Annotated in this window: 22 protein-coding genes; 8 read left to right on the forward strand and 14 right to left on the reverse strand. The window is 58.3% G+C overall.

The window, feature by feature from the left end:
* Positions 1 to 249: 249 nt before the first annotated feature.
* The 9 genes from msrQ to mrcB form a co-directional block, all read right to left on the reverse strand.
* A complete protein-coding gene (gene msrQ / locus FQ182_RS19450; RefSeq protein ID WP_149413194.1) occupies positions 250 to 870 on the reverse strand; it encodes a protein-methionine-sulfoxide reductase heme-binding subunit MsrQ in 621 nt (206 codons plus the stop codon).
* Positions 870 to 1,883, reverse strand: coding sequence for a protein-methionine-sulfoxide reductase catalytic subunit MsrP (gene msrP, locus FQ182_RS19455; protein ID WP_149413195.1), 1,014 nt, complete (start codon positions 1,881 to 1,883; stop codon positions 870 to 872). Before msrP ends, msrQ begins: the two co-directional genes overlap by 1 nt.
* A 63-nt stretch (positions 1,884 to 1,946) precedes the next feature.
* A complete protein-coding gene (gene pssA, locus FQ182_RS19460; protein ID WP_149413196.1) occupies positions 1,947 to 2,804 on the reverse strand; it encodes a CDP-diacylglycerol--serine O-phosphatidyltransferase in 858 nt (285 codons plus the stop codon).
* Positions 2,805 to 2,948: 144 nt separating this feature from the next.
* On the reverse strand, positions 2,949 to 3,965 hold the full coding sequence (gene ilvC, locus FQ182_RS19465) for a ketol-acid reductoisomerase (RefSeq protein WP_133103540.1): 1,017 nt from the start codon (positions 3,963 to 3,965) through the stop codon (positions 2,949 to 2,951).
* A 48-nt stretch (positions 3,966 to 4,013) separates the two neighbouring features.
* Positions 4,014 to 4,505, reverse strand: coding sequence for an acetolactate synthase small subunit (ilvN, locus tag FQ182_RS19470; protein ID WP_003176102.1), 492 nt, complete (start codon positions 4,503 to 4,505; stop codon positions 4,014 to 4,016).
* 2 nt (positions 4,506 to 4,507) lie between these two features.
* A complete protein-coding gene (locus FQ182_RS19475; RefSeq protein WP_149413197.1) occupies positions 4,508 to 6,232 on the reverse strand; it encodes an acetolactate synthase 3 large subunit in 1,725 nt (574 codons plus the stop codon).
* A gap of 431 nt (positions 6,233 to 6,663) precedes the next feature.
* On the reverse strand, positions 6,664 to 6,993 hold the full coding sequence (locus FQ182_RS19480) for a YqcC family protein (protein WP_149413198.1): 330 nt from the start codon (positions 6,991 to 6,993) through the stop codon (positions 6,664 to 6,666).
* Entirely contained in the window at positions 6,993 to 7,724 is a 732-nt protein-coding gene (locus FQ182_RS19485; RefSeq protein WP_149413199.1) for a M48 family metallopeptidase, read from the reverse strand. The genes FQ182_RS19480 and FQ182_RS19485 overlap by 1 nt, the downstream gene beginning before the upstream one ends.
* 16 nt (positions 7,725 to 7,740) lie before the next feature.
* The gene (gene mrcB / locus FQ182_RS19490; protein ID WP_149413200.1) at positions 7,741 to 10,065 is read right to left on the reverse strand and encodes a penicillin-binding protein 1B; all 2,325 of its coding nucleotides are present in this window, start codon (positions 10,063 to 10,065) and stop codon (positions 7,741 to 7,743) included.
* A 118-nt stretch (positions 10,066 to 10,183) separates the two neighbouring features.
* Between mrcB and FQ182_RS19495 the strand changes: the two genes are divergently transcribed.
* From FQ182_RS19495 to FQ182_RS19505, 3 genes are all read left to right on the forward strand, one after another.
* Positions 10,184 to 11,740 (forward strand): bifunctional aminoglycoside phosphotransferase/ATP-binding protein, encoded by a 1,557-nt coding sequence (locus FQ182_RS19495; RefSeq protein WP_149413201.1) that lies wholly within the window; start codon positions 10,184 to 10,186, stop codon positions 11,738 to 11,740.
* A gap of 91 nt (positions 11,741 to 11,831) precedes the next feature.
* Positions 11,832 to 12,176, forward strand: coding sequence for a pentapeptide repeat-containing protein (locus FQ182_RS19500; protein ID WP_149413202.1), 345 nt, complete (start codon positions 11,832 to 11,834; stop codon positions 12,174 to 12,176).
* Between the two features lie 203 nt (positions 12,177 to 12,379).
* Positions 12,380 to 12,652: a TfoX/Sxy family protein gene (locus FQ182_RS19505; RefSeq protein ID WP_149413203.1), complete on the forward strand. Its 273-nt coding sequence runs from the start codon at positions 12,380 to 12,382 to the stop codon at positions 12,650 to 12,652.
* A 260-nt stretch (positions 12,653 to 12,912) separates the two neighbouring features.
* Here FQ182_RS19505 and FQ182_RS19510 read toward each other — a convergent pair whose 3' ends face one another.
* From FQ182_RS19510 to FQ182_RS19520, 3 genes are read right to left on the reverse strand one after another with little or no spacing between them, the layout of a single operon-like run.
* Complete coding sequence (locus FQ182_RS19510) at positions 12,913 to 13,680, reverse strand: heme ABC transporter ATP-binding protein (protein WP_149413204.1); 768 nt, start codon at positions 13,678 to 13,680, stop codon at positions 12,913 to 12,915.
* On the reverse strand, positions 13,680 to 14,717 hold the full coding sequence (locus FQ182_RS19515) for an iron ABC transporter permease (protein WP_133103531.1): 1,038 nt from the start codon (positions 14,715 to 14,717) through the stop codon (positions 13,680 to 13,682). Before FQ182_RS19515 ends, FQ182_RS19510 begins: the two co-directional genes overlap by 1 nt.
* Complete coding sequence (locus FQ182_RS19520) at positions 14,714 to 15,598, reverse strand: hemin ABC transporter substrate-binding protein (RefSeq protein ID WP_149413205.1); 885 nt, start codon at positions 15,596 to 15,598, stop codon at positions 14,714 to 14,716. Before FQ182_RS19520 ends, FQ182_RS19515 begins: the two co-directional genes overlap by 4 nt.
* A gap of 207 nt (positions 15,599 to 15,805) precedes the next feature.
* Here FQ182_RS19520 and FQ182_RS19525 point away from each other — a divergent pair, with 207 nt between their 5' ends.
* A complete protein-coding gene (locus tag FQ182_RS19525; RefSeq protein ID WP_149413206.1) occupies positions 15,806 to 16,123 on the forward strand; it encodes a Rieske 2Fe-2S domain-containing protein in 318 nt (105 codons plus the stop codon).
* Here the strand turns inward: FQ182_RS19525 and sfsA are convergent.
* Together sfsA and FQ182_RS19535 are read right to left on the reverse strand one after the other, a co-directional pair.
* Entirely contained in the window at positions 16,120 to 16,833 is a 714-nt protein-coding gene (gene sfsA, locus FQ182_RS19530; RefSeq protein WP_149413207.1) for a DNA/RNA nuclease SfsA, read from the reverse strand. The two genes, FQ182_RS19525 and sfsA, sit on opposite strands and share 4 nt — an antisense overlap.
* Positions 16,833 to 18,005 carry a pyridoxal phosphate-dependent aminotransferase gene (locus FQ182_RS19535; RefSeq protein WP_149413208.1) on the reverse strand — a complete coding sequence of 391 codons (1,173 nt, stop codon included), beginning with the start codon at positions 18,003 to 18,005 and terminating at the stop codon, positions 16,833 to 16,835. The genes sfsA and FQ182_RS19535 overlap by 1 nt, the downstream gene beginning before the upstream one ends.
* A gap of 320 nt (positions 18,006 to 18,325) precedes the next feature.
* Here FQ182_RS19535 and dksA point away from each other — a divergent pair, with 320 nt between their 5' ends.
* The 4 genes from dksA (at position 18,326) to FQ182_RS19555 (ending at position 22,960) form a co-directional block, all read left to right on the forward strand.
* Positions 18,326 to 18,760, forward strand: a complete 435-nt coding sequence (dksA, locus tag FQ182_RS19540; protein WP_149413209.1) for an RNA polymerase-binding protein DksA — start codon at positions 18,326 to 18,328, stop codon at positions 18,758 to 18,760.
* An 84-nt stretch (positions 18,761 to 18,844) separates the two neighbouring features.
* Positions 18,845 to 19,732, forward strand: a complete 888-nt coding sequence (gene gluQRS, locus FQ182_RS19545) for a tRNA glutamyl-Q(34) synthetase GluQRS (protein ID WP_149413210.1) — start codon at positions 18,845 to 18,847, stop codon at positions 19,730 to 19,732.
* 113 nt (positions 19,733 to 19,845) lie between these two features.
* Complete coding sequence (locus FQ182_RS19550; protein WP_003176118.1) at positions 19,846 to 20,022, forward strand: hypothetical protein; 177 nt, start codon at positions 19,846 to 19,848, stop codon at positions 20,020 to 20,022.
* The gene (locus FQ182_RS19555) at positions 20,006 to 22,960 is read left to right on the forward strand and encodes a sensor histidine kinase (RefSeq protein WP_178114489.1); all 2,955 of its coding nucleotides are present in this window, start codon (positions 20,006 to 20,008) and stop codon (positions 22,958 to 22,960) included. The genes FQ182_RS19550 and FQ182_RS19555 overlap by 17 nt, the downstream gene beginning before the upstream one ends.
* The last annotated feature ends 2 nt before the right edge of the window (positions 22,961 to 22,962 follow it).

Here is a 22,962-nt window from a genome sequence, read left to right on the forward strand (position 1 = left end):
AGCGGGAGGCGAATTCTACAGCGTTACTCGCTGCTGTCAACACCTCTTTTTCTCCGCTTTCGACCGAGAAGATCGAAACGTTAATAGGGTCAAACAACACGACCTTATCAACTCCTTCTGGGCTTCGGTGAACTGAAGCAACTCGCTATCGAAACCTACATAACTCTTTGTTTACCAAGGAGTTTTCCGTTTCGACTGCGCCGGAAGTGGGCGAATTATAGACTTCCAGAATCTGCCGTCAAGGGTTAATTACGCTTTTGTTACAGAAGGTGCTTTTTTCGCTATAAGACGTGGAATCCGGCGCATTACCGGCGGTACCCGCAGCACCAGGAGCAGTACACCTATAGATGCATAGATAGCCCACTCCTTCAGGTCAGCACGAACGATCCACAACATATGCAGCAGACCAAGCCCGAGAATCACGTAAACCATACGATGCAGCTTCTTCCAGCGCGCACCCAACCGACGCTGGCTATAGCGGTTTGACGTTACCGTCAGCACCAAAAGGCAAAGGAAGCCCAAGGCACCCACAATAATATAGGGCCGCTTGCGCAGCTCTACGCCCAGCTGTGACCAGTCAAGCCCCAGGATAAAGACGCTGTAGGCGGCCAGGTGCAAAACCACATAGGCAAAGCACCACAACCCTAACTGCCGGCGCACACCGATCCACCCCGCCCAACCGCTGAGCTTGTGCAGTGGCGTCATGCTCAGGGTTATCAGCAACAGGGTCAAAGTACCAAGCCCCAGCCTGTCCACCAGTACTTTCCCTGGATCAGGCCCAAGGGCGAAGCTCCAAGCCTCATACAACCAGAGCAACGGCCATACGGCCACAGCTATAAATACGCCGAGGCGCCAGATCGGGTATCGCATCAATAGTTCTTCCGCAAATCGAGACCCGTATATAAAGAGGCTACTTCATCGGCGTAGCCATTGAACATTTGCGTCTCGCGCACATTGGGACTGAACAGGCCGCTCGGCAGACGTCGCTCCCGCGCCTGGGTCCAGCGCGGATGATCGACGGTAGGGTTCACGTTCGCGTAAAAACCATACTCATCTGCAGCGATGCTTTGCCACGTGGTTTTCGGCTGCTCGCTGACCAGGCTGATTCGCACAATGGATTTGACGCTCTTGAAGCCGTACTTCCATGGCACCACCAAACGCAAGGGTGCTCCATTTTGATTAGGCAACTCACGGCCGTACATACCCACCGCCAGGATCGCCAAAGGATTCATCGCCTCATCAAGACGCAACCCTTCTACATAAGGCCAGTCAATCAGGGCAAAACTGGAGCGCTGCCCCGGCATACTCTTGGGGTCCTGCAGGGTCTCAAAGCGGATGTACTTGGCCTTGGAAGTAGGCTCGACCTGCTTGAGCAACGCCGAAATCGGAAAGCCAATCCATGGAATCACCATCGACCACGCCTCAACACAGCGCAGACGATAGATACGTTCCTCCAACTGATAGGGCTTCATGAAGTCTTCCAGAGCATAGCGCCCAGGTTTTGCGACTTCACCATCGATCACCACACTCCACGGCTCGGTCTTGAGGTATCCCGCATTGGTTGCCGGATCGCCCTTGTCAGTACCGAACTCATAGAAGTTGTTGTAGTGCGTCGCGTCCTTGAACGGCGTGATCGTCTCGTCCTTGACGGTAACCGCCTGCCACTTGGTACTTGGCAGTTTGTCGGCAAACCAGCCTGGCGCCTTGCCTGGCTCGACGCCCGCATAACGGGCAGCGTCATCAGCACTGGCCCAGCGCGGCAGGCTACTGGCAGCCATGCCAGCAAGCGCACCACCGAGCAAGCTGCGGCGAGAGAAATAGAGGGATTCGGGAGTGACTTCCGATTCTTGGCAATCGGACGATTGGGGCAACTTGATTAACATGGCAACTCCGCAGCTTTGGAGGACTGATGCACCAATAGACTGCGGAGTATGGTGGAAATTACATTAAGGCAACGTTTTACGCCTACGAAGATCAAGCAAATACTGCACCGGGCCGGAAGCAGCATAGGCAAGGAACACCAGCAACAGAATCCGCGGCGGATCACTGAAGACCACCGCGAATACCAACACCACCGCAAGGATCGCCACGAAGGGCACGCGCCCCTTGAGATCGAGCTCCTTGAAGCTGTTGTACTTGATATTACTGACCATCAGCATACCGGCAGCCGCCACCATCAAAGCGACCAGGAACGACATCTTCGACCCCTGGATGCCATAGTCACTGAACGCCCAGACGATACCGGCAACCACACCTGCTGCAGCCGGACTGGCCAGGCCGATGAAGTAACGCTTGTCGGCCGTGCCCACCTGGGTATTGAAACGCGCCAGACGTAACGCCGCGCCCGCAACATAAATGAACGCCACCATCCAGCCAACCTTACCCATATCACCCAGGGCCCAGGCAAACGCCAGCAACGCCGGCGCAACACCAAAGGCGACCATGTCGGAAAGCGAGTCATACTCGGCACCGAATGCACTCTGGGTGTTGGTCATCCGCGCCACACGACCATCCAGACCATCGAGGACCATGGCCACGAAGATCGCTATCGCAGCAAAGCCAAAGTACTTGCTGGCACTGACCGTATCACCGGCCGCAAGAGCGCTCTGGGCACTCATGGAATTGATAATGGAATAGAAGCCAGCGAACAGGTTCGCAGTAGTGAACAGATTAGGCAGAAGATAGATACCACGGTGCCGGACTTTACGGCCTTCAGCGTCATGCCCTTCTTCGACATGCTCATCGATCGGTAGCAGGCTTTCGGCGTCAGAAGCCTGGTTTGGCTCTTCGGGACGTTCGCTCATGGACTTTACCTTGCAACGGTTTGAAAAATCTCGACAGAAACTTGCGGCGAGTGTTCGCCCGCAAACGATGCAGCTTTATACCAGAACCTGCCCCCCAAACGAAAAAACGCGGCCTAGGCCGCGTTTTTCCTTGATACCTACGACTTAGTTCTTGGCTTTGTCGACGATCTTGTTGGCACCGATCCACGGCATCATGGAGCGCAGTTGCTCGCCGATGATTTCGATACCGTGAGCGGCGTTGTTACGGCGCTTGGCGGTCATCGAAGGGTAGCCGGTTGCGCCTTCGCTGATGAACATTTTGGCGTATTCGCCGTCCTGAATACGTTTCAGAGCGTTGCGCATAGCCTGACGGGATTCAGCGTTGATCACTTCCGGGCCAGTCACATACTCGCCGTATTCAGCGTTGTTGGAGATCGAGTAGTTCATGTTGGCGATACCGCCTTCGTACATGAGGTCCACGATCAGCTTCAGTTCGTGCAGGCATTCAAAGTAGGCCATTTCTGGCGCGTAACCAGCTTCAACCAAAGTTTCGAAACCGGCTTTAACCAGCTCAACGGTACCGCCGCAAAGAACGGCTTGTTCGCCGAACAGGTCGGTTTCGGTCTCGTCCTTGAAGGTGGTTTCGATGATGCCGGTACGACCGCCACCGACGCCAGCAGCGTAAGACAGTGCAACGTTCTTGGCATTGCCCGAGGCGTCCTGGTAGATCGCGATCAGGTCAGGAATACCGCCGCCCTTGACGAACTCGGTACGCACGGTGTGGCCCGGCGCTTTCGGCGCGATCATGATCACGTCGAGGTCGGCGCGTGGCACAACCTGGTTGTAGTGGATCGCGAAGCCGTGGGAGAAGGCCAGGGTGGCGCCCTTCTTGATGTTCGGCTCAACTTCGGTCTTGTACAGCGCGGACTGGAACTCATCCGGGGTCAGGATCATGACCACGTCGGCAGCAGCAACAGCAGAAGCCACATCGGTAACTTTCAGGCCGTGAGCTTCGGCCTTGGCCACAGTGGCCGAGCCTTTGCGCAGACCAACAGTCACATCGACGCCGGAGTCTTTCAGGTTGCAGGCTTGAGCGTGACCCTGGGAGCCGTAGCCGATGATGGCGACTTTTTTGCCCTGGATGATCGACAGGTCACAATCTTTATCGTAATAAACTTTCATGAGGTTCCTCTATATATCCAGGCCGTTAAGGCCATTCGCTAATTTGGGTTAGATGCTGAGTACTTTGTCGCCACGGGCGATCCCGGTGACGCCACTGCGTACAGTTTCCAGAATCGAGGCCGTCCCGATCGACTGGATGAAGCTGTCCAGCTTGTCGCTTGTACCGGTCAATTGAACGGTATAAACGCTGGCGCTCACATCGACGATCTGCCCGCGATAGATGTCGGTAGTGCGCTTGATCTCGGCACGTTGAGCGCCCGTAGCCTTAACCTTAACCAGCATCAGCTCGCGCTCGATGTGGGCACTTTCCGACAAGTCGACCAGCTTGACCACTTCGATCAGTTTGTTGAGGTTCTTGGTGATCTGCTCGATCACCTCATCATGGCCAACAGTAGTCAATGTCAGGCGCGACAGGGTTGGGTCTTCGGTCGGCGCCACAGTCAGGCTTTCGATGTTGTAGTTGCGTTGCGAAAACAGGCCGACCACACGAGACAGAGCGCCCGGTTCGTTCTCCAGAAGCAGGGAGATAATATGCCGCATGATTAGGTACGCTCCGTTTTGTTCAGCCACATGTCGCGCATAGAGCCGTCTTTGATCTGCATCGGGTAGACGTGCTCACTGGTGTCGACCTGAATATCGATGAACACCAGGCGATCCTTCAGGGCGAACGCCTCTTCCATCTTCGGCTTCAAATCCTTCAAATCGGTGATGCGCATGCCAACATGGCCATAGGCTTCAACCAGTTTGACGAAGTCAGGCAGAGACTCCATGTAGGAGTGAGAGTGACGGCTGCCGTAGCTCATGTCCTGCCACTGGCGAACCATGCCCAGCACGCCGTTGTTCAGGCAAATGATCTTCACCGGCAGGCCATATTGCAGGCATGTCGACAGCTCCTGGATGTTCATCTGGATGCTGCCCTCGCCAGTGACGCAAGCGACGTCGGCATCAGGGAAGCTCAGCTTCACACCCATGGCGGCAGGGAAACCAAAGCCCATCGTGCCCAAGCCACCAGAGTTGATCCAGCGGTTAGGCTTGTCGAATTTGTAGTACTGCGCCGCGAACATCTGGTGCTGACCTACGTCGGAGGTGACATAGGCATCGCCCTTGGTCACTTCGCACAGGGTTTCGATCACGGTTTGAGGCTTGATGATGCTGCCGTCGCCCTTGTCGTAAGGGAACAGGCCGCGGTCACCGCGCCACTCGTCGATCTGTTTCCACCAACTGGCGACGGAGTCCTTGTTCGGCGTTTCGCCGATGTCCTTGAGCGCCGCGACCATTTCGGTCAGCACGCTTTCCACAGGACCAACGATAGGTACATCAGCCTTGATGGTCTTGGAGATAGACGCCGGGTCGATGTCGATGTGGATGATCTTGGCATTCGGGCAGAACTTGCTCGCACCATTGATTACCCGGTCATCGAACCGTGCACCAACCGCAAGGATCACGTCGGCATGGTGCATGGTCAGGTTGGCGGTGTAGCTGCCGTGCATGCCGAGCATGCCGACGAACTGCCGATCCGAACCAGGGTATGAGCCCAAGCCCATCAGCGTATTGGTCACCGGCAGGTTGAGCATCTTCGCCAGTTCAGTCAGCGGTGCGGAACCGCCTCCCAGGATCACCCCTCCACCCGCGTAAAGCACCGGACGCTTGGCCGCCAGGAGCATTTCTGCCGCCTTGCGAATTTGCCCCGAGTGCCCACGAACGGCTGGGCTGTAGGAACGCAGCTTGGCTTTTTTCGGGAAGATGTATTCGAATTTTTCCGCCGGGTTGGTCATGTCTTTCGGGATATCAACCACCACGGGGCCCGGGCGACCGGATTGAGCGAGGTAGAACGCCTTTTTCATGACTTCCGGGATTTCCGAAGCATGCTTGATCATGAAGCTGTGCTTCACGATCGGCCGGGAGATACCGATCATGTCGGTTTCCTGGAATGCATCGGTACCGACCATGGTGCTCGCCACCTGGCCGGAAATGATCACCATCGGAATGGAGTCCATATAAGCAGTCGCGATGCCGGTGATGGCATTGGTCGCGCCAGGGCCAGACGTCACCAGTACCACGCCGGCTTTACCGGTGGCACGGGCATAACCGTCAGCCATATGGGTTGCGGCCTGTTCGTGACGAACCAGGATGTGGGTGACAGCCGGTTCCTTGAACAGTGCGTCGTAGACATGCAGCAGAGCACCACCTGGGTACCCGTAGATATAGTCGACGCCTTCGTCACGCAAAAAGCGGACGAGCATCTCACCGCCAGATAAAAGCTCCACGTTGTTCACCTCTAAAACGCCAGAATACCGTCTGTTAAAAACCGACGGGTCTTAATAGGTTTACTTCTCAGCAGAGCATGAGCGACGGTGGTCGCCGACTACGTCAGCACTGACTGAGCAAGTATTGGGATCGTCCCAAGTGTTGCGGGACTTTCCCACCCAGCGCGAGGTAACGCGTTGCGGGTGTAACAGGTCGGCGCGGATATACGCCTCATGATCTGCTGAGTGGATCTGCTTTTGGCAGTCCCTCTACAGCGGACTTTGGATTCTTCTGTTTCAGCCCCTTCAAGTCAAGCAATAATTGCGCTTTTTTCCAACTAAGCGCATGAGAACGCAGAAGAAAGGGGCTTGAGAAGGGATAAAACTCGCCTGAATGTCGTCAAGCGGTAGAAATATGCGCAAGGCTGCCGGAAAACCCGGCAGTCAGGCAATTAACGAGCGTCGACGATCAATTGGTCGAACTTTTTCAGCGCAGCCCGCAGGCCAAGGCTTTCTCGCGGCCGAGCGGCATAGACCATCTCGGCCATCTCCATAATTCCCGAAGCATTGGGCAGCGGCAGGTCCTGTTCAAGGATTTGCTTCATCCTTACAAGGAAAATCCATTGCAGCCACTGATGGAAATCCAGGGTATCGACCGAAAAGGGCTCAACACTGCTCAAGGCCTGCGCACTCGGAGACACCTCGTCCCACCAGTCCTGCAATCGTAACTCACGCTCGATCATCAACAACTGTTCGGCAATCGCTGGAAAACGTGCATCCATCAGAGACTGACCTTGGCCTTTTGCCGAGCCTGAGCGGCACCGGCAGCGTCACCCTGCTTCTCACGAGCCTGGGCAATCAACCCCCATAGACTTGCCTGCAGGTCAGGTCGACCGTTGGCCAACGTCAGGCCGCGGCGTGCAAACTGCTCGGCTTGCGGCGCATCGCCCTGGGCCATGCGCACTTGTGCCAAGCGATACAGCACTTGCGGTTCGCGCGGTGCCACGCGCTGGGCGCGCTCAAGACTGGAGGATGCGCCGTTCAAGTCACCACCGGCCTGCTGTTGCTGCGCGGTGGTGAGCAAAGCCAGCACCGGGCCGTCCAATTGCTCGTCGGCCGACAAGCCACCGGCATTGGCGGACGGAATCCCGCTCGGTGTCGACGGCATGTTGTAGGTGCCCTGGTTGATCGGCGCGGATTGAATCGGTGCAGAATCAACCGGCCCAGGAGTGATCGGCCCTGGTGTAAACGGCTCGGCACTGATTGGTGCCGATGTAGTCGCGCCGCCACCTGGAACCATCACTACCACGCCAGAATCTTGAGGCACCGCTTGAGTTGTCGCCTGTGTAGGGCGCGTGGTCACGGTTTGACGGAAGCCGCCATTGGCCGAGATCCGATCATTGTTTGAAACAGCTGAACCGGAATCCACCACCGGAATAGAACCGCGCTGCACACTGGCGCAACCATTGAGCAAAGCCAGAGCTGTAATAGCTGGAATCCACCACTTGTTCACTTGAAATCCTCTTTGCTTAATTCATCCAGCCCTTGACCCAATCCATGACCGAATCAGCGTCCGCGGGAACACCGCCACCGCACGCTGCGCCGGCTGGCGGTTCGCTGCCGCGAATATACGGCATCTGTACCGCACCCGGACAGTTGGCATCGGAGCCTTGACCGGTATGGGGATCGATCCAGGCCTGGACGATATTGTCGGGCTGCGGCATGTTCAGTGGTAACGGGTCAGCCTTGCGCATGAAACTGGTCCAGACCTGCAATGCACCGGTGGCACCAGTGAACGGGGTCTTGCCATTGTCATCGCGGCCCAGCCAGACCACGGCGAGCAAGTCCTGGCTGAAACCGGCGAACCAGCTGTCCCGGGAATCGTTACTGGTACCTGTCTTGCCGGCCAGGGTCAGGTTGGCAGGCAGCGAGCTGTACACCGAACGCCCTGTACCTTCACGCATTACCCGCTGCATCGCGTTCTGGACCAGATAGATGGAAGCCGGATCAAAGCGCTGCTGAATCTGGAATGGATAGCGTTTGAGCGGTTCACCTTCAGCGGTCAAGACGCTACGAATCCCGCGCATTGGCGTATTGAAACCACCGTTGGCGAGGGTCTGGTACATGGTTGCCACTTCCATCGGACTCAGGCCACCGGCACCGAGCAACATGGAAGGGAATGCCGGGAACTCCCGGCTGACACCCAGACGTGCAAGCGTCTTGAGGACGTTCGGCACACCAAGCTCAAGGCCAAGACGCGCAGTCGACAAGTTGTAGGAGTGCGCCAGGCCCTGATACAGGAACACCGTACCGTGGGAACGCCGATCATAATTCTGCGGCTTCCAGACTTGACCATCGGCGCCCTTGACCGAAAAAGCCTCGTCGGACAGCCAACTGGTCAGCGTGTACTTGCTCGGTTTTTCCAACGCGGTCAGGTATACCGCCGGCTTGATTAAAGAGCCAATCGGTCGCACAGCATCCAGCGCGCGGTTGAACCCCGCGAAACTGGCCTGGCGACTGCCGATCATGGCCTGGACCTCACCGGTTTCCGGATTGGTCACCACCATGGCCGCTTCCACCTCATCGGAGCCTTTACGCCCAGCCAGGCGCTTGAAGGTGTCGGTGACGGACGCTTCGGCCTTCATCTGCAAGATGGGGTCGAAACTGGTAAAGATCCGCAGGCCCTCTTCGGTCAAGTCTTCGTCGCGATAGTCTTCACGCAACTGGCGCTTGACCAGATCGATGAAGCCTGGGAACGAGCTGTCCGCCAGCTTGCCGCGAGTGGTCACACCCAGTGGCATTTTCTTTGCGGCAGCGACCTGCTCGGCTGTGGCGACGCCTTGCTGCTCAAGCACGTCGAGTACCAGATTGCGCCGTTCCATTGCCCGCTCAGGATTGCGGCGCGGGTTGTAATAGGATGGTCCCTTGACCATGCCCACCAGCAAAGCAACTTGATGCAACTTCAGCTCGGACAACGGTTGACCAAAGAAGAACTGGCTGGCCAGACCGAAGCCATGCACGGCACGCTGCCCATCCTGTCCGACAAACACTTCATTGAGGTACGCCTCCAGAATCTCGCGCTTGTCGTAATGCAACTCAAGCAGCATCGCCATCATGGCTTCAGTGAGCTTACGGCTCAGGCTGCGCTCGCTGGTCAGGTAGAAGTTCTTGACCAATTGTTGCGTCAGGGTGCTGCCGCCCTGGGTCATCTTGCCGCCCGAGGTATTGACCCATATGGCACGGGCAATCGACTTGGGCGAAACACCCCAGTGACTGTAAAAGTCCCGGTCTTCCACGGCGACCAGGGTTTCCAGCAGATAAGGAGGCACCTGGTCAATCTTGATGAGGATGCGATCTTCAAGGTTTTTCGGGTAAATCCCACCAATCAGCAACGGCTCCAGGCGCACCACCGGCAGCTTTGCGCCACTGAGGGCCGAAAGCTGCGCGACGTAGTCGCCCGAGAAACGCACACGAACCGGCTGCGCCTTTTCAAGGCCTTCATAGAATTGGAAGCCACGGGTGTTCAAGTCCACGGTATTGCCGCTGACCGCCGCCGCACCAGGACCATTGGCCACGCTTTCGCGCCGATAGCCCAGGGCATCGAGTTCGGTGAGGAAATCGTCCTTGCTAAGCTTCTGGCCGGTGAACAATTCCAGCGGGCGCGCGTAGACCTTCGCGGGAATGGTCCAGCGCTTGCCAGAGAACTTCTCCTGAACCACTGCATCAAGGTAGACCGCGAAGCCTGCAATCACTACAAGACCGACCAGGCCGAGCTTGATGGCCCAGCCCAGCCAGGGGCGCAGGCCGCTGGAAGGAGGTTTTTTACGGGAACGGGGAGATCGGGTACGAGTCATGGCGGCGGATTATACGCACTTTATTGATGATCAACATGAGCCGGGCAGCGGTTTGCACGACCGGCTTGAGCAGCCATAATGCCCCCCATTAATTTTTCCAGACTCTGAAGGATCGCCCGTGAGCCAGTCCCTGATTGCTGCCCTGCAAAACCCGGCCCTGTTTCCACATCCGGTAGACGAGTTTCAAGTCATCGAAACCCATATTTCCTGGGTCCTGCTCACCGGCCCCTACGCCTATAAAATGAAAAAACCGGTGAATTTCGGCTTTCTCGACTTCACCCAGTTGGACGCTCGCGGCCACTTCTGCAACGAAGAACTGCGCCTCAACCAGCGCCTGACGAAAGATTTGTATCTTGAAGTTTTGCCAATCACCGGCAGCATTGAGGCACCACAACTCAACGGTGAAGGCCCGGTCATCGAATATGTTCTGAAGATGCGCCAGTTCCCGCAAAGCCAGTTGCTCAGCACCCTGCAAGCCAACGGCGAATTGACCACCGCGCACATCGACGAGATGGCCGAGCAAATCGCGCACTTCCATCTGAATGCACCCAAGGTTCCACAGGCTCATTCGGCCGGCACACCGCAAGACGTAATGGCGCCTGTGCGGCAGAACTTCGAACAAATCCGCCCGTTCCTGAGCGACAAGGCCGACCTGCTGCAACTCGAAGCCCTTCAAGCCTGGGCCGAAAGCAGCTTCGAGCGCCTCAAGCCGCTGTTCGAACAACGCAAGCTCGATGGCTTCATTCGTGAATGCCACGGTGATATTCACCTGGGCAACGTGACCATGATTGACGGTCATGTGGTGATCTTCGATTGCATCGAATTCAATGAGCCGTTTCGCTTCACAGACGTTTATGCCGACACTGGCTTCCTGGCCATGGATCTCGAAGACCGTGGTCTAAAATCCCTGGCCCGGCGATTTATCAGCCAATACCTGGAATTGACCGGCGACTATCAAGGCCTGGAACTGCTGAACTTCTATAAAGCCTACCGCGCCCTGGTCCGAGCCAAGATTGCCCTGTTCAGCATGCCGGCCGAAGCCGACCCGGTGCAGCGTGCGACCACACTGCGCCAGTACCGCAACTACGCGAACCTGGCAGAAAGCTACAGCACCATCCCATCGCGTTTCCTGGCGATTACCCACGGCGTATCGGCCACCGGCAAAAGCCATGTAGCGATGCGCCTGGTGGAAGCGCTGGGTGCCGTTCGCCTGCGCTCGGACGTAGAGCGCAAGCGCCTGTTTGGCGAGCAAAAGGTCGAAAACACACCACAAGCCGGAATTTACGCAGCAGACGCCAGCGCCGCCACCTACGCGCAACTCAACACCATCGCCGACACAGTGCTGCGCGCCGGTTTTCCGGTGGTGCTGGATGCCACCTACCTCAAGCGTGATCAGCGTGATGCTGCCGCCAAAGTCGCCGAGGCCACCGGTGCGCCGTTCCTGATCCTCGACTGCAACGCACCGCAAGCCGTTATCGCCAATTGGCTGGCAAAGCGCCAGGCAGACAAGAACGACCCGTCCGATGCCACGTTGACCATCATCGAAGAGCAGCAGGCCTCCCGTGACCCGCTCAGCGCCGAGGAAGTGCTGCTGAGCAAGCGGGTCGAGACCAATGAAAGCGGGACACTGGACGCGCTGGTGGCGCATATTCGTCAGCGTCTGCCGGGACTGTAAGAAAAATTTCTTGGTCGTGCAGCCTCATCGGCTAACGACCGAGCAACAGTGGCACTATAATGGCGTCATAAATCCAACAGGAGACGCCGTTGTGAGCCAGCCGAAGCTTCTTGATTCCCCGCTTTACGCACTGCTGCATAAAGATGATATCCATGGCTTCAACCAGGAACGCCCGAAGGACGGCACCGTCGACATGCGCGGCGGCGACTTTCGTGGGCTGGACCTACGCCACCTGAACGCCGAGGGTGTCGATTTTACCGACGCCTATTTCCGCTCCGCCGATTTGCGCGGCCTGGACTTGCGCGGTTGCTCACTGGAGGGCGCGAGCCTCGCCCATGCGCAGATCTCGGGCACTTACTTCCCACCGGAACTGACTGCTGACGAGATACTCATGTCAGTCAATTTCGGCACTCGCCTGCGCTACCGCATCAAGTAATGCAGTTACATCGCCGCTCAGTTACGCGCAACGCGGGCCGGGCTCTCTTCGTCTGCCTGCCGTCAAATTTCCAGCGTCAGCCTTAGAAGCTTTTGCGTCGTTTCCGAGCAAAGAACTACGTTTTTCCTACTGAGCGCTACACTCCTTTCAGGCTGCCTGGTCACGATACCCACCGCACCATTCGGCCATCGCAAGGAGGCTTGATGAATGATGAGCTGCAACACCTGAAAAACCTTGGCAAAACGTCGGCGCAGTGGCTGCATGCGGTGGGCATCCACAGTGCTTCGGACCTGCGTCGCCTGGGGGCGGTAGACGCTTACCGGGCGGTACGAACCCGAGGCTTCCGGGCGTCCAAAGTGCTGCTGTATGCCATCGAAGGGGCGCTGATGGATGTGCACTGGAACGATATTCCGGCAGAGCGCAAAGAAGCCTTGAATCGTCAACTGGAAGCTCTTTTGACACGGCACAAAAACTGAGACGACCAACTGACCTAATGTTTCCGGGGATTCCAAACAAGTATTTGAGAAAAATGGAAAGGACAGCAAAAACAAATATTGACTCTCAAATGAGAATCGTTATGATTATCGCAACTGGTCGCGAGATCAGCCGATAACTGAAAGACCATTGGTTCGGACTCTCAGATTATCTCCTCATCAGGCTAATCACGGTTATTTGACCCGGCTCTTGCCGGGTCTTTTTTTGCCTAGAAAAAATCATCCTGAACCGCACTGCCGCTTCAGCGGGCAATGATCAACGGATGCCCGCGCTCGGGATGCGGCTGCACCAATACATCAAGACCAAACACCGCTTTCAGAGGCTCTGGACGCAAGACCTGCGCCGGAGAATCGAGGGCATGCGGACGCCCCTCTTCCAGCAGCAATATGCGGTCACAGTAGCGGGCAGCCAGGTTCAGATCGTGCAGGATCACCAGCACCGCCGCGCCGCGGTCAGCGAAAGTGCGAATCGCTTGCAAGGTAGTGTGCTGGTGCAACGGATCGAGCATCGACGTCGGCTCATCCAGTAACAAGGTCTGCCCTGCCTCGCCAGGCCACAGTTGCGCGAGCACCCGCGCCAGGTGAACACGCTGACGCTCACCGCCGGACAGGGCCAGATAACTGCGACCACTCAAGTGGCCGATATCAGCAGCATGCAAGGCGGCGCTAATAATTTCATCGTCACGCACCCGACCGGTTTGATGAGGTAGACGGCCCATGCCGACGACTTCCTCGACACGAAAAGCAAAGTCCAAAGTAGACGTCTGGGGCAATACCGCCAGACGCTGAGCCCGCTGCGCCCCGCTCCACTCCTTCAATTCGAGCTGATCCAGCCATACCTGACCCTTATCGGGCTGCAACTCGCCACACAGCGCCCCAAGCAAGGTGCTTTTGCCCGCGCCATTGGGACCTAGCACGCCGAGTACTTCCCCCGGCCTCAGATCCAGGGTCACGTCGGCCAGCACGGTTTTCCTGCCGCGACGGATCTGCAGGTTGTCCACTCGCAGCATCAGGCGCGTCCTCGCAACAACAGATAAAGAAAAAACGGGGCGCCGATAAAGGCGGTAACAATACCGATGGGTAACTCCGCCGGCGCCAGGGCCAGGCGAGCCACCAGATCAGCGAACAACAGCAGGCTCGCGCCCGCCAGCACCGACGCAGGCAGCAACACGCGATGATCCGGACCCGCCAGCAGGCGCACCAGATGCGGCACCACCAGGCCGACAAAGCCGATCATCCCCGCCGCCGCCACCGCAGCACCTACCCCAAGCGCCGTGCAAAACACCAATTCACGCTTAAGGCCCTCGACATCAACTCCCAGGTGATTGGCTTCCGATTCGCCCAGCAACAGAGCATTCAGCGCCTTGGCCCGGCGGGGCAGCCACAGCGCCACACCCGCACTGACCAACAACAACGGCCACAACCGCGAATAGCTGGCACCGTTAAGGCTACCCAGGTTCCAGAAAGTGAGGGTGCGCAGCGTGGCGTCATCTGCCAGGTAGGTAAACAGGCCGACTGCCGAGCCGGCCAGCGCCGTCAGCGCGATACCGGCCAGCAACATCGTTGCAACGTTGGTCTGGCCATTGCGCCGTCCCAGGCGATAGACCAGTGCAGTCACCCCCAGGCCGCCGAGAAACGCGCACAGCGACAGCAAGTACGGCCCCAGGGCATCGGGCAAACCACCAAAGATCGAACCGCCGACAATTGCAACCGCGGCCCCCAGCGCCGCGCCACTGGAAACCCCCACCAAGCCAGGATCAGCCAACGGGTTGCGAAACAGCCCCTGCATGGCAACGCCCGACAGCGCCAGCACGCCGCCAACCGCCAGCCCCAGCAAGGTGCGCGGCAAGCGGATCTGGCCAAGAATCAACTCCGCCTGCTCCAGGCCCTGCGCCTCAATCGGCACGCCAAGCAAGCGCAATGCCGCCCGCAACGTATCGAGCAACGGCAAGCTGACAGGCCCCAGGGCTAATGACAGCCAGATCGCCAGGACACACAGCAGGCTCAAGCCAATGAACAGCGTCCGCGGTTTAACCAGAGTGGTCATGGGGCGGTTTTAACCTGAGACGGGTAGAAACCGGCGGACAGTTGCACCAAGCTTTTTGGCAGACGTGGGCCCAGCCCCCCCACCAGTAAAGTAGGGTCCAGCTCAAAGACCCGACCAGCCTTGGCTGCCGGCGTGGCCGCGAGAATCGGGTTTTCCTTGAACAGCGCCGCGCGCGCTGCGTCACCACTCAGGGCACGATCCGAGAACACCAGCACCTCGGGACTCATGCCCGCCAAGGACTCGACGGAAAACGGTTTGTAGCCACTGTGGGTGGCCAGGTTACGACCACCCGCTTGTTGCAGCACCCAGTCGGCGGCCGTGTCTTTACCTGCAATCAACGGTTTGCCACCAGCATGCCCCAACACCAACAGGACGCCTGGCGCTTTTTGTGTGGCCTGAGCGTGAGCCACCCAGCCTTTTTGCTGCTCAAGCTGCTTTTTATAGACGCCAAACAACTCTGACGCCTTGGCATCGCTACCCAGCAGCTTGCCCAAATGCTGCAAATTGCCCTCAAGCGTCGGCAGGTCGGGCTGAGCCGAAAACATCTCCACCTGCACGCCAGCACTGCGAATCTGCGCCAGCACCGGTGGCGGGCCCATTTCTTCAGTACCGACCAGGATTTGCGGACGCAGACTAAGAATGCCCTCGGCCGATAACTGACGCTGGTAACCGATGCTCGGCAGCGCCTTGAGGGATTCAGGATGCTGGCTGGTGGTATCGACCCCCACCAACTTCGATTCGCCGCCCAGAGCCGTCACCCACTCCGATAACGCACCGCCGGCACTGACCCAGCGTTGCGGCAGTTCAGAGGCTTGGGCTTGAGCCCCATGGTTGACCAGCAGTCCGACAACAATCGCAATAGCGCTGGCACTCAGACGCATAAAAGGGTTTCCTTCAAAGGGGTGGACCGACTGAACCACTCAGTCATGTGACAGATCAAGGCTGCCTGGCATCGTACTGAGCACGCAGCTAGCTAACGGGCGAAGCTGGCATTTGATAATTGTTTGCATTTAAACGTCAAGCGCCGGACACACGGGCAAAACCCGGATCGTCCTGCAGCCCTTTACCCGCACCACCTGAGAGTAAATATGAAGTTTCTTTGCCCTTCACACATCCTTACTGAAGCCAGCAGCCGCGGCTTCGATATCGATGGCCACAAGCTATTCGCCGTGCGCAGGGAAGGCACCGCCTACTTCTATGTCAATCGCTGCCCCCATCGCGGTGTGCCGCTAGAATGGCAGCCTGACCATTTTCTCGATCAAAGCGCCAGCCTGATTCAATGCGCGACCCACAGTGCGCTGTTTCTGATCGAGACCGGCGAATGCATCGCCGGCCCCTGCGCGGGTCAAAGCCTAACCGCCCTGCACGGCCGCGAAGACGAACAAGGGTTGTGGGTGCAACTCTAGTCGCTGAGCAGCACGTCCAATCGGCGGTCAATGCAGACTTCCTGCGAGCTAACCCGCACCCCGTACGCCAGGATTTCAACCCCAGCGGCCTTGGCCTCGCGCAACCCGGCAGCATAACCCGCGTCAATTTCTTCGGCGGGCCGCACCCCGTCGATACCGGACAGGTTGACGCAATACAACTGCACCGCCCGTACGCCGTCACGGGCCAAATGCGCCAGCTCGCGCAGGTGCTTGGCCCCTCGCTGGGTCACCGCATCAGGAAACGCCGCGACTGACGTTCCGTCAAAGCCCAAAGTGACACTTTTGACTTCGACATACGCCGCACCCGTGGGGTAATCCAGGCGAAAGTCGATGCGACTGTTTTCCTGACCGTAGGCCACTTCGCGCTTCAAGCCGGTAAAGCCATTGAGCTCGGTAATGACCCCTGCCCGCAACGCCTCCTCCACCAGTTGATTGGCGCGAGCCGTGTTGACACAGGCCAGGCGCCCCTGTGGTGTTTTGCTGATTTCCCAAGTGCCTGGCAGCTTGCGCTTAGGGTCGTTGGACCGGCTGAACCAGACCTGACCGCCTTCAACCATGCAATTGAACATCGAGCCTGTGTTTGGGCAGTGAATGGTCAACAACTCGCCGGTAACGGTTTCGATATCGGCGAGAAAACGTTTGTATCGGCGAATCAGCCGACCCTCTTCGAGGGGAGGATTAAAGCGCATCAGCCTTGCCAGCTCCGTAAGCCACGGGCAATCCGTTCTACAGCTTCCTGTAGCCGATCGAGGTTTTGCGTGTAGGCAAACCGTACATGGTGACCGGCCTGGTAACGGCCAAAATCCAGGCCTGGAGTAAAGGCCACATATTCGGTTTCCAGGAAATGCCGGCAAAACGCGAAGGCATCGCCGCCAAATGCGCTGATATCGGCGTACAAGTAAAAGGCACCTTCGGGCTCGACAGCGATACCAAAACCCAGCTCCCGCAACGCCGGCAGAAGAAAGTCACGGCGACGGCCAAACTCAATACGGCGCTCTTCAAGAATACTCAGTGTTTCCTCGGTGAAGCAGGCCAAGGCCGCGTACTGGGACATGCTCGGCGCGCTGATGTAGAGGTTCTGCGCCAGCTTTTCCAGTTCACCGACCGCCGCGGGCGGCGCCACCAGCCAGCCCAGGCGCCAGCCGGTCATTCCGAAATACTTTGAAAAACTATTTAGAACAAAGGCTTCATCATCGACTTCCAGCACGCTGGCGGCATCAGTGCCATAGGTCAGCCCGTGATAAATCTCATCCACCACCAAGTGCCCGTTGCGCGCCTTGATCGCGTTCGACAGCCCGGCCAGTTCGTCGCGCGTCAGGATCGTCCCGGTGGGGTTAGCTGGCGAGGCAACCAGTGCGCCGACGCTGTCCTGATCCCAGTGGCGAGCCACCAGATCAGCGGTCAGTTGATAGCGCACCTCCGGCCCGACCGGGACCAGTTGCGCCGCGCCTTCCACCAGACGCAAAAAGTGCCGGTTGCACGGGTAGCCTGGGTCCGCCAGCAGCCAGTGTTTACCGGGGTCCACCAGCAGGCTGCTGGCCAATAACAGGGCTCCCGAGCCACCCGGGGTGATCAGAATTCGCTCGGGATCGACATTCAGGCCGTAACGCTGCTGATAAAAACCGCTGATGGCTTCGCGCAGCTCAGGCAAACCGCGAGCTGCGGTGTAGCGCGTCTTGCCATTGGCCAGGGCGGCCTGCCCTGCCTTGATGATGGGCTGCGCCGTGGTGAAGTCCGGCTCACCGATTTCCAGATGAATCACATCGTGACCGCCAGCCTGCAACTCATTGGCCCGCGCCAGTAACGCCATGACGTGGAAAGGTTCGATAGCGCGACTGCGGGCACTGTAGGGCTGAGCCATTAGCCTTCCTTAACTGTGAATGCAAACCCCGATTCTACCCAACCGGCGACGCAAAACCTGCTCTATTACCCTGATGTCCGCGCCAGACGGTACGGCAACCGCCTGCAAAACGACTAAAATCCATATTCAAGACGGTACAAGCCCGCCCTGCTGCGGCTTTCGGTGCTTTGTGGCCAGCATGGGACGTCGCCTCGACAACAGGGAGTGGCGCACCTCGAAGCTATCTGGTAAGTTCGCCCGCTTGCAGCCGCAGGGCCGGCAGGTGTCGGCGACGTTGCAATCCTGCGCAATGGATTAGAAGAGTGAGAGGCGGCCCATTCATGCCCACCCAAGAAAAGCAACAGAGCATCAGCGGCTTCGAACCCTACGTACCATCGAAGGGCGAGGAGTACATGGGCGAGCCCATGCGTAAGCACTTCACCAAGATTCTGCAAAAGTGGAAACAGGACTTGATGCAGGAGGTCGACCGCACGGTTGACCATATGAAAGACGAAGCGGCCAACTTCCCCGACCCGGCAGATCGTGCCAGCCAGGAAGAAGAGTTCAGCCTTGAACTGCGCGCCCGTGATCGCGAGCGCAAGCTGATCAAGAAAATTGACAAGACCTTGCAATTGATCGAAGACGAAGACTACGGCTGGTGCGAATCCTGCGGCGTAGAGATTGGTATCAAGCGTCTGGAAGCGCGTCCTACTGCCGACATGTGCGTGGACTGCAAGACCTTGGCAGAAATCAAGGAAAAACAGGTCGGCAAGTAAACACTGTCGGACTGAACGAATGGGGCGTGCAAACGCCCCATTTTTGTATCTGCCGTTTACGGCTTTTCCAGTAACATCCACCCCATGACAGCCTCCTCCTATATCGGGCGCTTCGCCCCCACCCCCAGCGGTCACCTGCACTTCGGTTCGCTGGTCGCTGCCCTTGCTTCCTACCTAGACGCCCGCGCAAACAAGGGCCTATGGCTGATGCGCATGGAAGACCTCGACCCGCCTAGGGAAGAGCCCGGCGCCCAAGCAGCCATCCTCACTGCCCTGGAACGCTATGGCTTCGAGTGGGACGGCGAGTTGGTCCAACAAAGCGCACGGCATGATGCCTACGCCGAAGTCGTCAATCGCCTGTTCAACCACGGCCTGGCGTACGCTTGCACCTGCTCGCGCAAACAACTGGAACCTTACAACGGCATTTATCCGGGGCTGTGTCGCAATGCCGGCCATGGCCAGCAAGACGCCGCTATCCGCCTGCGGGTACCGGAGCTGGAATACCACTTTACCGACCGCGTACAAGGCAAATTCCGACAGCACTTGGGCCGGGATGTAGGTGATTTCGTCATCCGCCGCCGAGACGGCCTTTATGCTTACCAATTGGCCGTGGTCCTCGACGATGCCTGGCAGGGTGTCACCGATATCGTGCGGGGCGCCGACTTGCTCGACTCCACACCACGCCAGTTGTATCTGCAGGAGCTGCTCGGCTTGCCGCAACCGCGTTACCTGCATGTGCCGCTGATCACCCAGCCCGACGGCAACAAACTGGGCAAATCCTACCGCTCACCGCCCTTGACTAGCGACCAGGCCACGCCTTTGCTGCTCAGAGCGTTGCGCGCCCTTGGCCAACAACCGGGTAATGAACTGGATCACGCCAGCCCACGGGAACTGCTGGATTGGGGCATCCGTCACTGGGACGCCAACCAAATCCCGCGCACACTCACCTTGGCGCAAGCGCAATTACGTTAAGGGCGCTTGCAGCTTGGCGCCCATCCGTTACCATCGCCGCAGTTTTATTTGTATAGGCGCTCGCACCTACAAAAAAGCCGCTACTTCAACGAGTTTTTCAATCAGAGGCCAGTATGTATATCTATCGATTGGTCCTCCTGCTGGTCGTCGGGATCTATCTGTTTTCCCCCGCCATCATGGATTGGTGGATCGACGCCACGGGTGCCTGGTACCGGCCCTATCTGCTTTGGCTGATCCTGATCGTTGTGACTTTCATCCTGCAGAGCCAAAAAGATGCCGATGAGCTTTAGCCTGACCCAGATGCTGCTGATCAGCGCCGCCTACCTGGCCGCGCTGTTCGGGGTAGCCTGGATCAGTGAGCGCGGAATGATTCCGCGGGCGATCATTCGCCATCCGTTGACCTACACCTTGTCGCTGGGCGTGTATGCCAGTGCCTGGGCGTTTTATGGCACGGTGGGCCTGGCCTATCAGTATGGATATGGCTTTCTTTCCAGCTACCTCGGAGTGTCGGGCGCGTTTTTGCTGGCGCCGGTGCTGCTGTACCCGATTCTAAAAATTACCCGCACCTATCAGCTGTCGTCCCTGGCCGACCTGTTTGCCTTCCGCTTTCGCAGCACCTGGGCCGGGGCGCTGACCACGATTTTCATGCTGATCGGCGTATTGCCGTTGCTGGCGCTACAAATCCAGGCGGTGGCCGATTCGATTGGCATCCTCACCCGAGAACCCGTGCAACACCGGGTCGCCCTGAGTTTCTGCGCGCTGATCACCCTGTTCACAATTTTTTTCGGTTCACGGCATATTGCCACCCGCGAAAAACACGAAGGCCTGGTGTTTGCGATTGCCTTTGAGTCAGTGATCAAGCTGATCGCCATTGGCGGCGTCGGGCTCTATGCGCTGTACGGCGTATTCGACGGCCCACAACAGTTGGAAATGTGGCTACTGCAAAATCAGACCGCCCTCGCCGCCTTGCACACTCCGCTGCAAGAAGGCCCGTGGCGCACCTTGCTGCTGGTGTTCTTTGCCTCGGCCATCGTCATGCCCCACATGTACCACATGACGTTTACCGAAAACCTCAACCCGCGCTCATTGGTAAGTGCGAGTTGGGGCTTGCCGCTGTTCCTTTTGCTGATGAGCCTGGCGGTGCCGCTGATCCTGTGGGCCGGCCTGAAGCTGGGCGCCACCACCAACCCGGAATACTTCACTCTGGGCATTGGTATCGCGGCCAACAGCAAGTCCTTGGCGCTGCTGGCCTACGTCGGCGGCTTATCCGCCGCCAGCGGGCTGATCATCGTCACCACCCTGGCGCTATCGGGCATGGCGCTCAATCACCTGGTGCTGCCGCTGTACCAGCCACCCGCTGAAGGCAACATCTACCGCTGGCTGAAGTGGACCCGCCGGGCACTGATCGTCGCGATCATCATGGCCGGTTATGGTTTCTATCTGCTGCTGGGCGCCGAGCAGGACCTAGCCAACCTGGGCATCGTCGCCTTCGTTGCCACTTTGCAGTTTTTGCCAGGCGTGCTGTCGGTGCTGTACTGGCCGACCGCCAATCGTCGCGGTTTTATCGCCGGGCTCCTGGCGGGGATGCTGGTGTGGCTGGTGACCATGCTGCTGCCGCTGGTGGGCAATCTGCAAGGCTTCTACATTCCGTTGCTGAACATGATCTACGTGCTGGACGACACCAGTTGGCACATGGCAGCCATTGCCTCGCTGGCGGCCAACGTACTGATGTTCACTCTGATATCGCTATTCACCAACGCCAGCCCCGAAGAAACCAGCGCTGCCGAAGCCTGTGCGGTAGATAACGTGCGTCGCCCGCAACGCCGGGAACTGCATGCCGCCTCGCCCCAGGAATTCGCCACGCAACTGGCCAAGCCCCTGGGCGCCAAGGCCGCGCAAAAGGAAGTCGAACAGGCCCTGCGCGATCTCTACTTGCCCTTCGACGAGCGCCGGCCGTATGCGCTACGCCGCCTGCGTGACCGCATCGAAGCCAACCTCTCCGGCTTGATGGGCCCCAGCGTGTCCCAGGACATGGTCGAGACGTTCCTGCCCTACAAGGCAGGCGGCGAAAACTACGTCACCGAAGACATCCACTTCATCGAGAGCCGGCTGGAGGACTACCACTCGCGCCTCACCGGCCTTGCCGCCGAACTCGATGCCTTGCGTCGTTACCACCGCCAAACCTTGCAGGAACTGCCCATGGGCGTCTGCTCCCTGGCCAAGGATCAAGAAATCCTGATGTGGAACAAGGCCATGGAAGAACTCACCGGTATCGCTGCCCAGCGTGTGGTGGGCTCGCGCCTGAACACCATTGGCGATCCGTGGAAAGAATTACTTCAAGGCTTCATTAACCTGCCGGATGAGCACTTGCACAAACAGCACCTGGCCCTCGACGGCCAGACCCGCTGGCTCAACCTGCACAAAGCGGCAATCGACGAGCCCCTGGCGCCTGGCAACAGCGGTTTGGTGCTGCTGGTGGAAGACCTCACCGAAACCCAGATGCTGGAAGACAAACTGGTGCACTCCGAACGCCTGGCCAGCATCGGGCGCCTGGCGGCCGGCGTAGCCCATGAAATCGGCAATCCGATCACCGGTATCGCCTGCCTTGCGCAAAACCTGCGGGAAGAGCGCGAAGAAGACAGCGAAATCACCGAAATCAGCGGGCAAATCCTCGAGCAAACCAAACGTGTCTCGCGCATCGTGCAATCGCTGATGAGCTTTGCCCACGCGGGCGGTCATCAGAATCGCGATGAAGCTGTGTGCCTGGCCGAAGTCGCCCAAGATGCCATTGGCCTGCTGGCCTTGAACCGGCGCAATTTCGAAGTACAGTTCTTTAACCTGTGCGACCCGGAACACTGGGTCGATGGTGACCCGCAACGCTTGGCCCAGGTGCTAATCAACCTGCTGTCCAACGCCCGCGACGCATCGCCGGCCGGCAGCGCGGTACGGGTCAAGAGCGAGGTTTTCGAGCACACCGTCGACCTGATCGTCGAAGACGAAGGCAGCGGCATTCCACAGAACATCATGGACCGATTGTTCGAACCCTTCTTCACTACCAAGGATCCGGGTGAAGGTACCGGTCTGGGCCTTGCACTGGTCTATTCCATCGTTGAAGAGCATTATGGACAAATCACCATCGACAGCCCGGCTGACACCGAAAGCCAACGCGGCACCCGTATTCGGGTGACCTTGCCGCGTCATGTCGAAGCGACGTCCGCTGTGAACTGAGA

It is taken from the genome of Pseudomonas sp. ANT_H4, assembly GCF_008369295.1.
In the GTDB taxonomy this organism is placed as follows: Bacteria; Pseudomonadota; Gammaproteobacteria; order Pseudomonadales; family Pseudomonadaceae; genus Aquipseudomonas.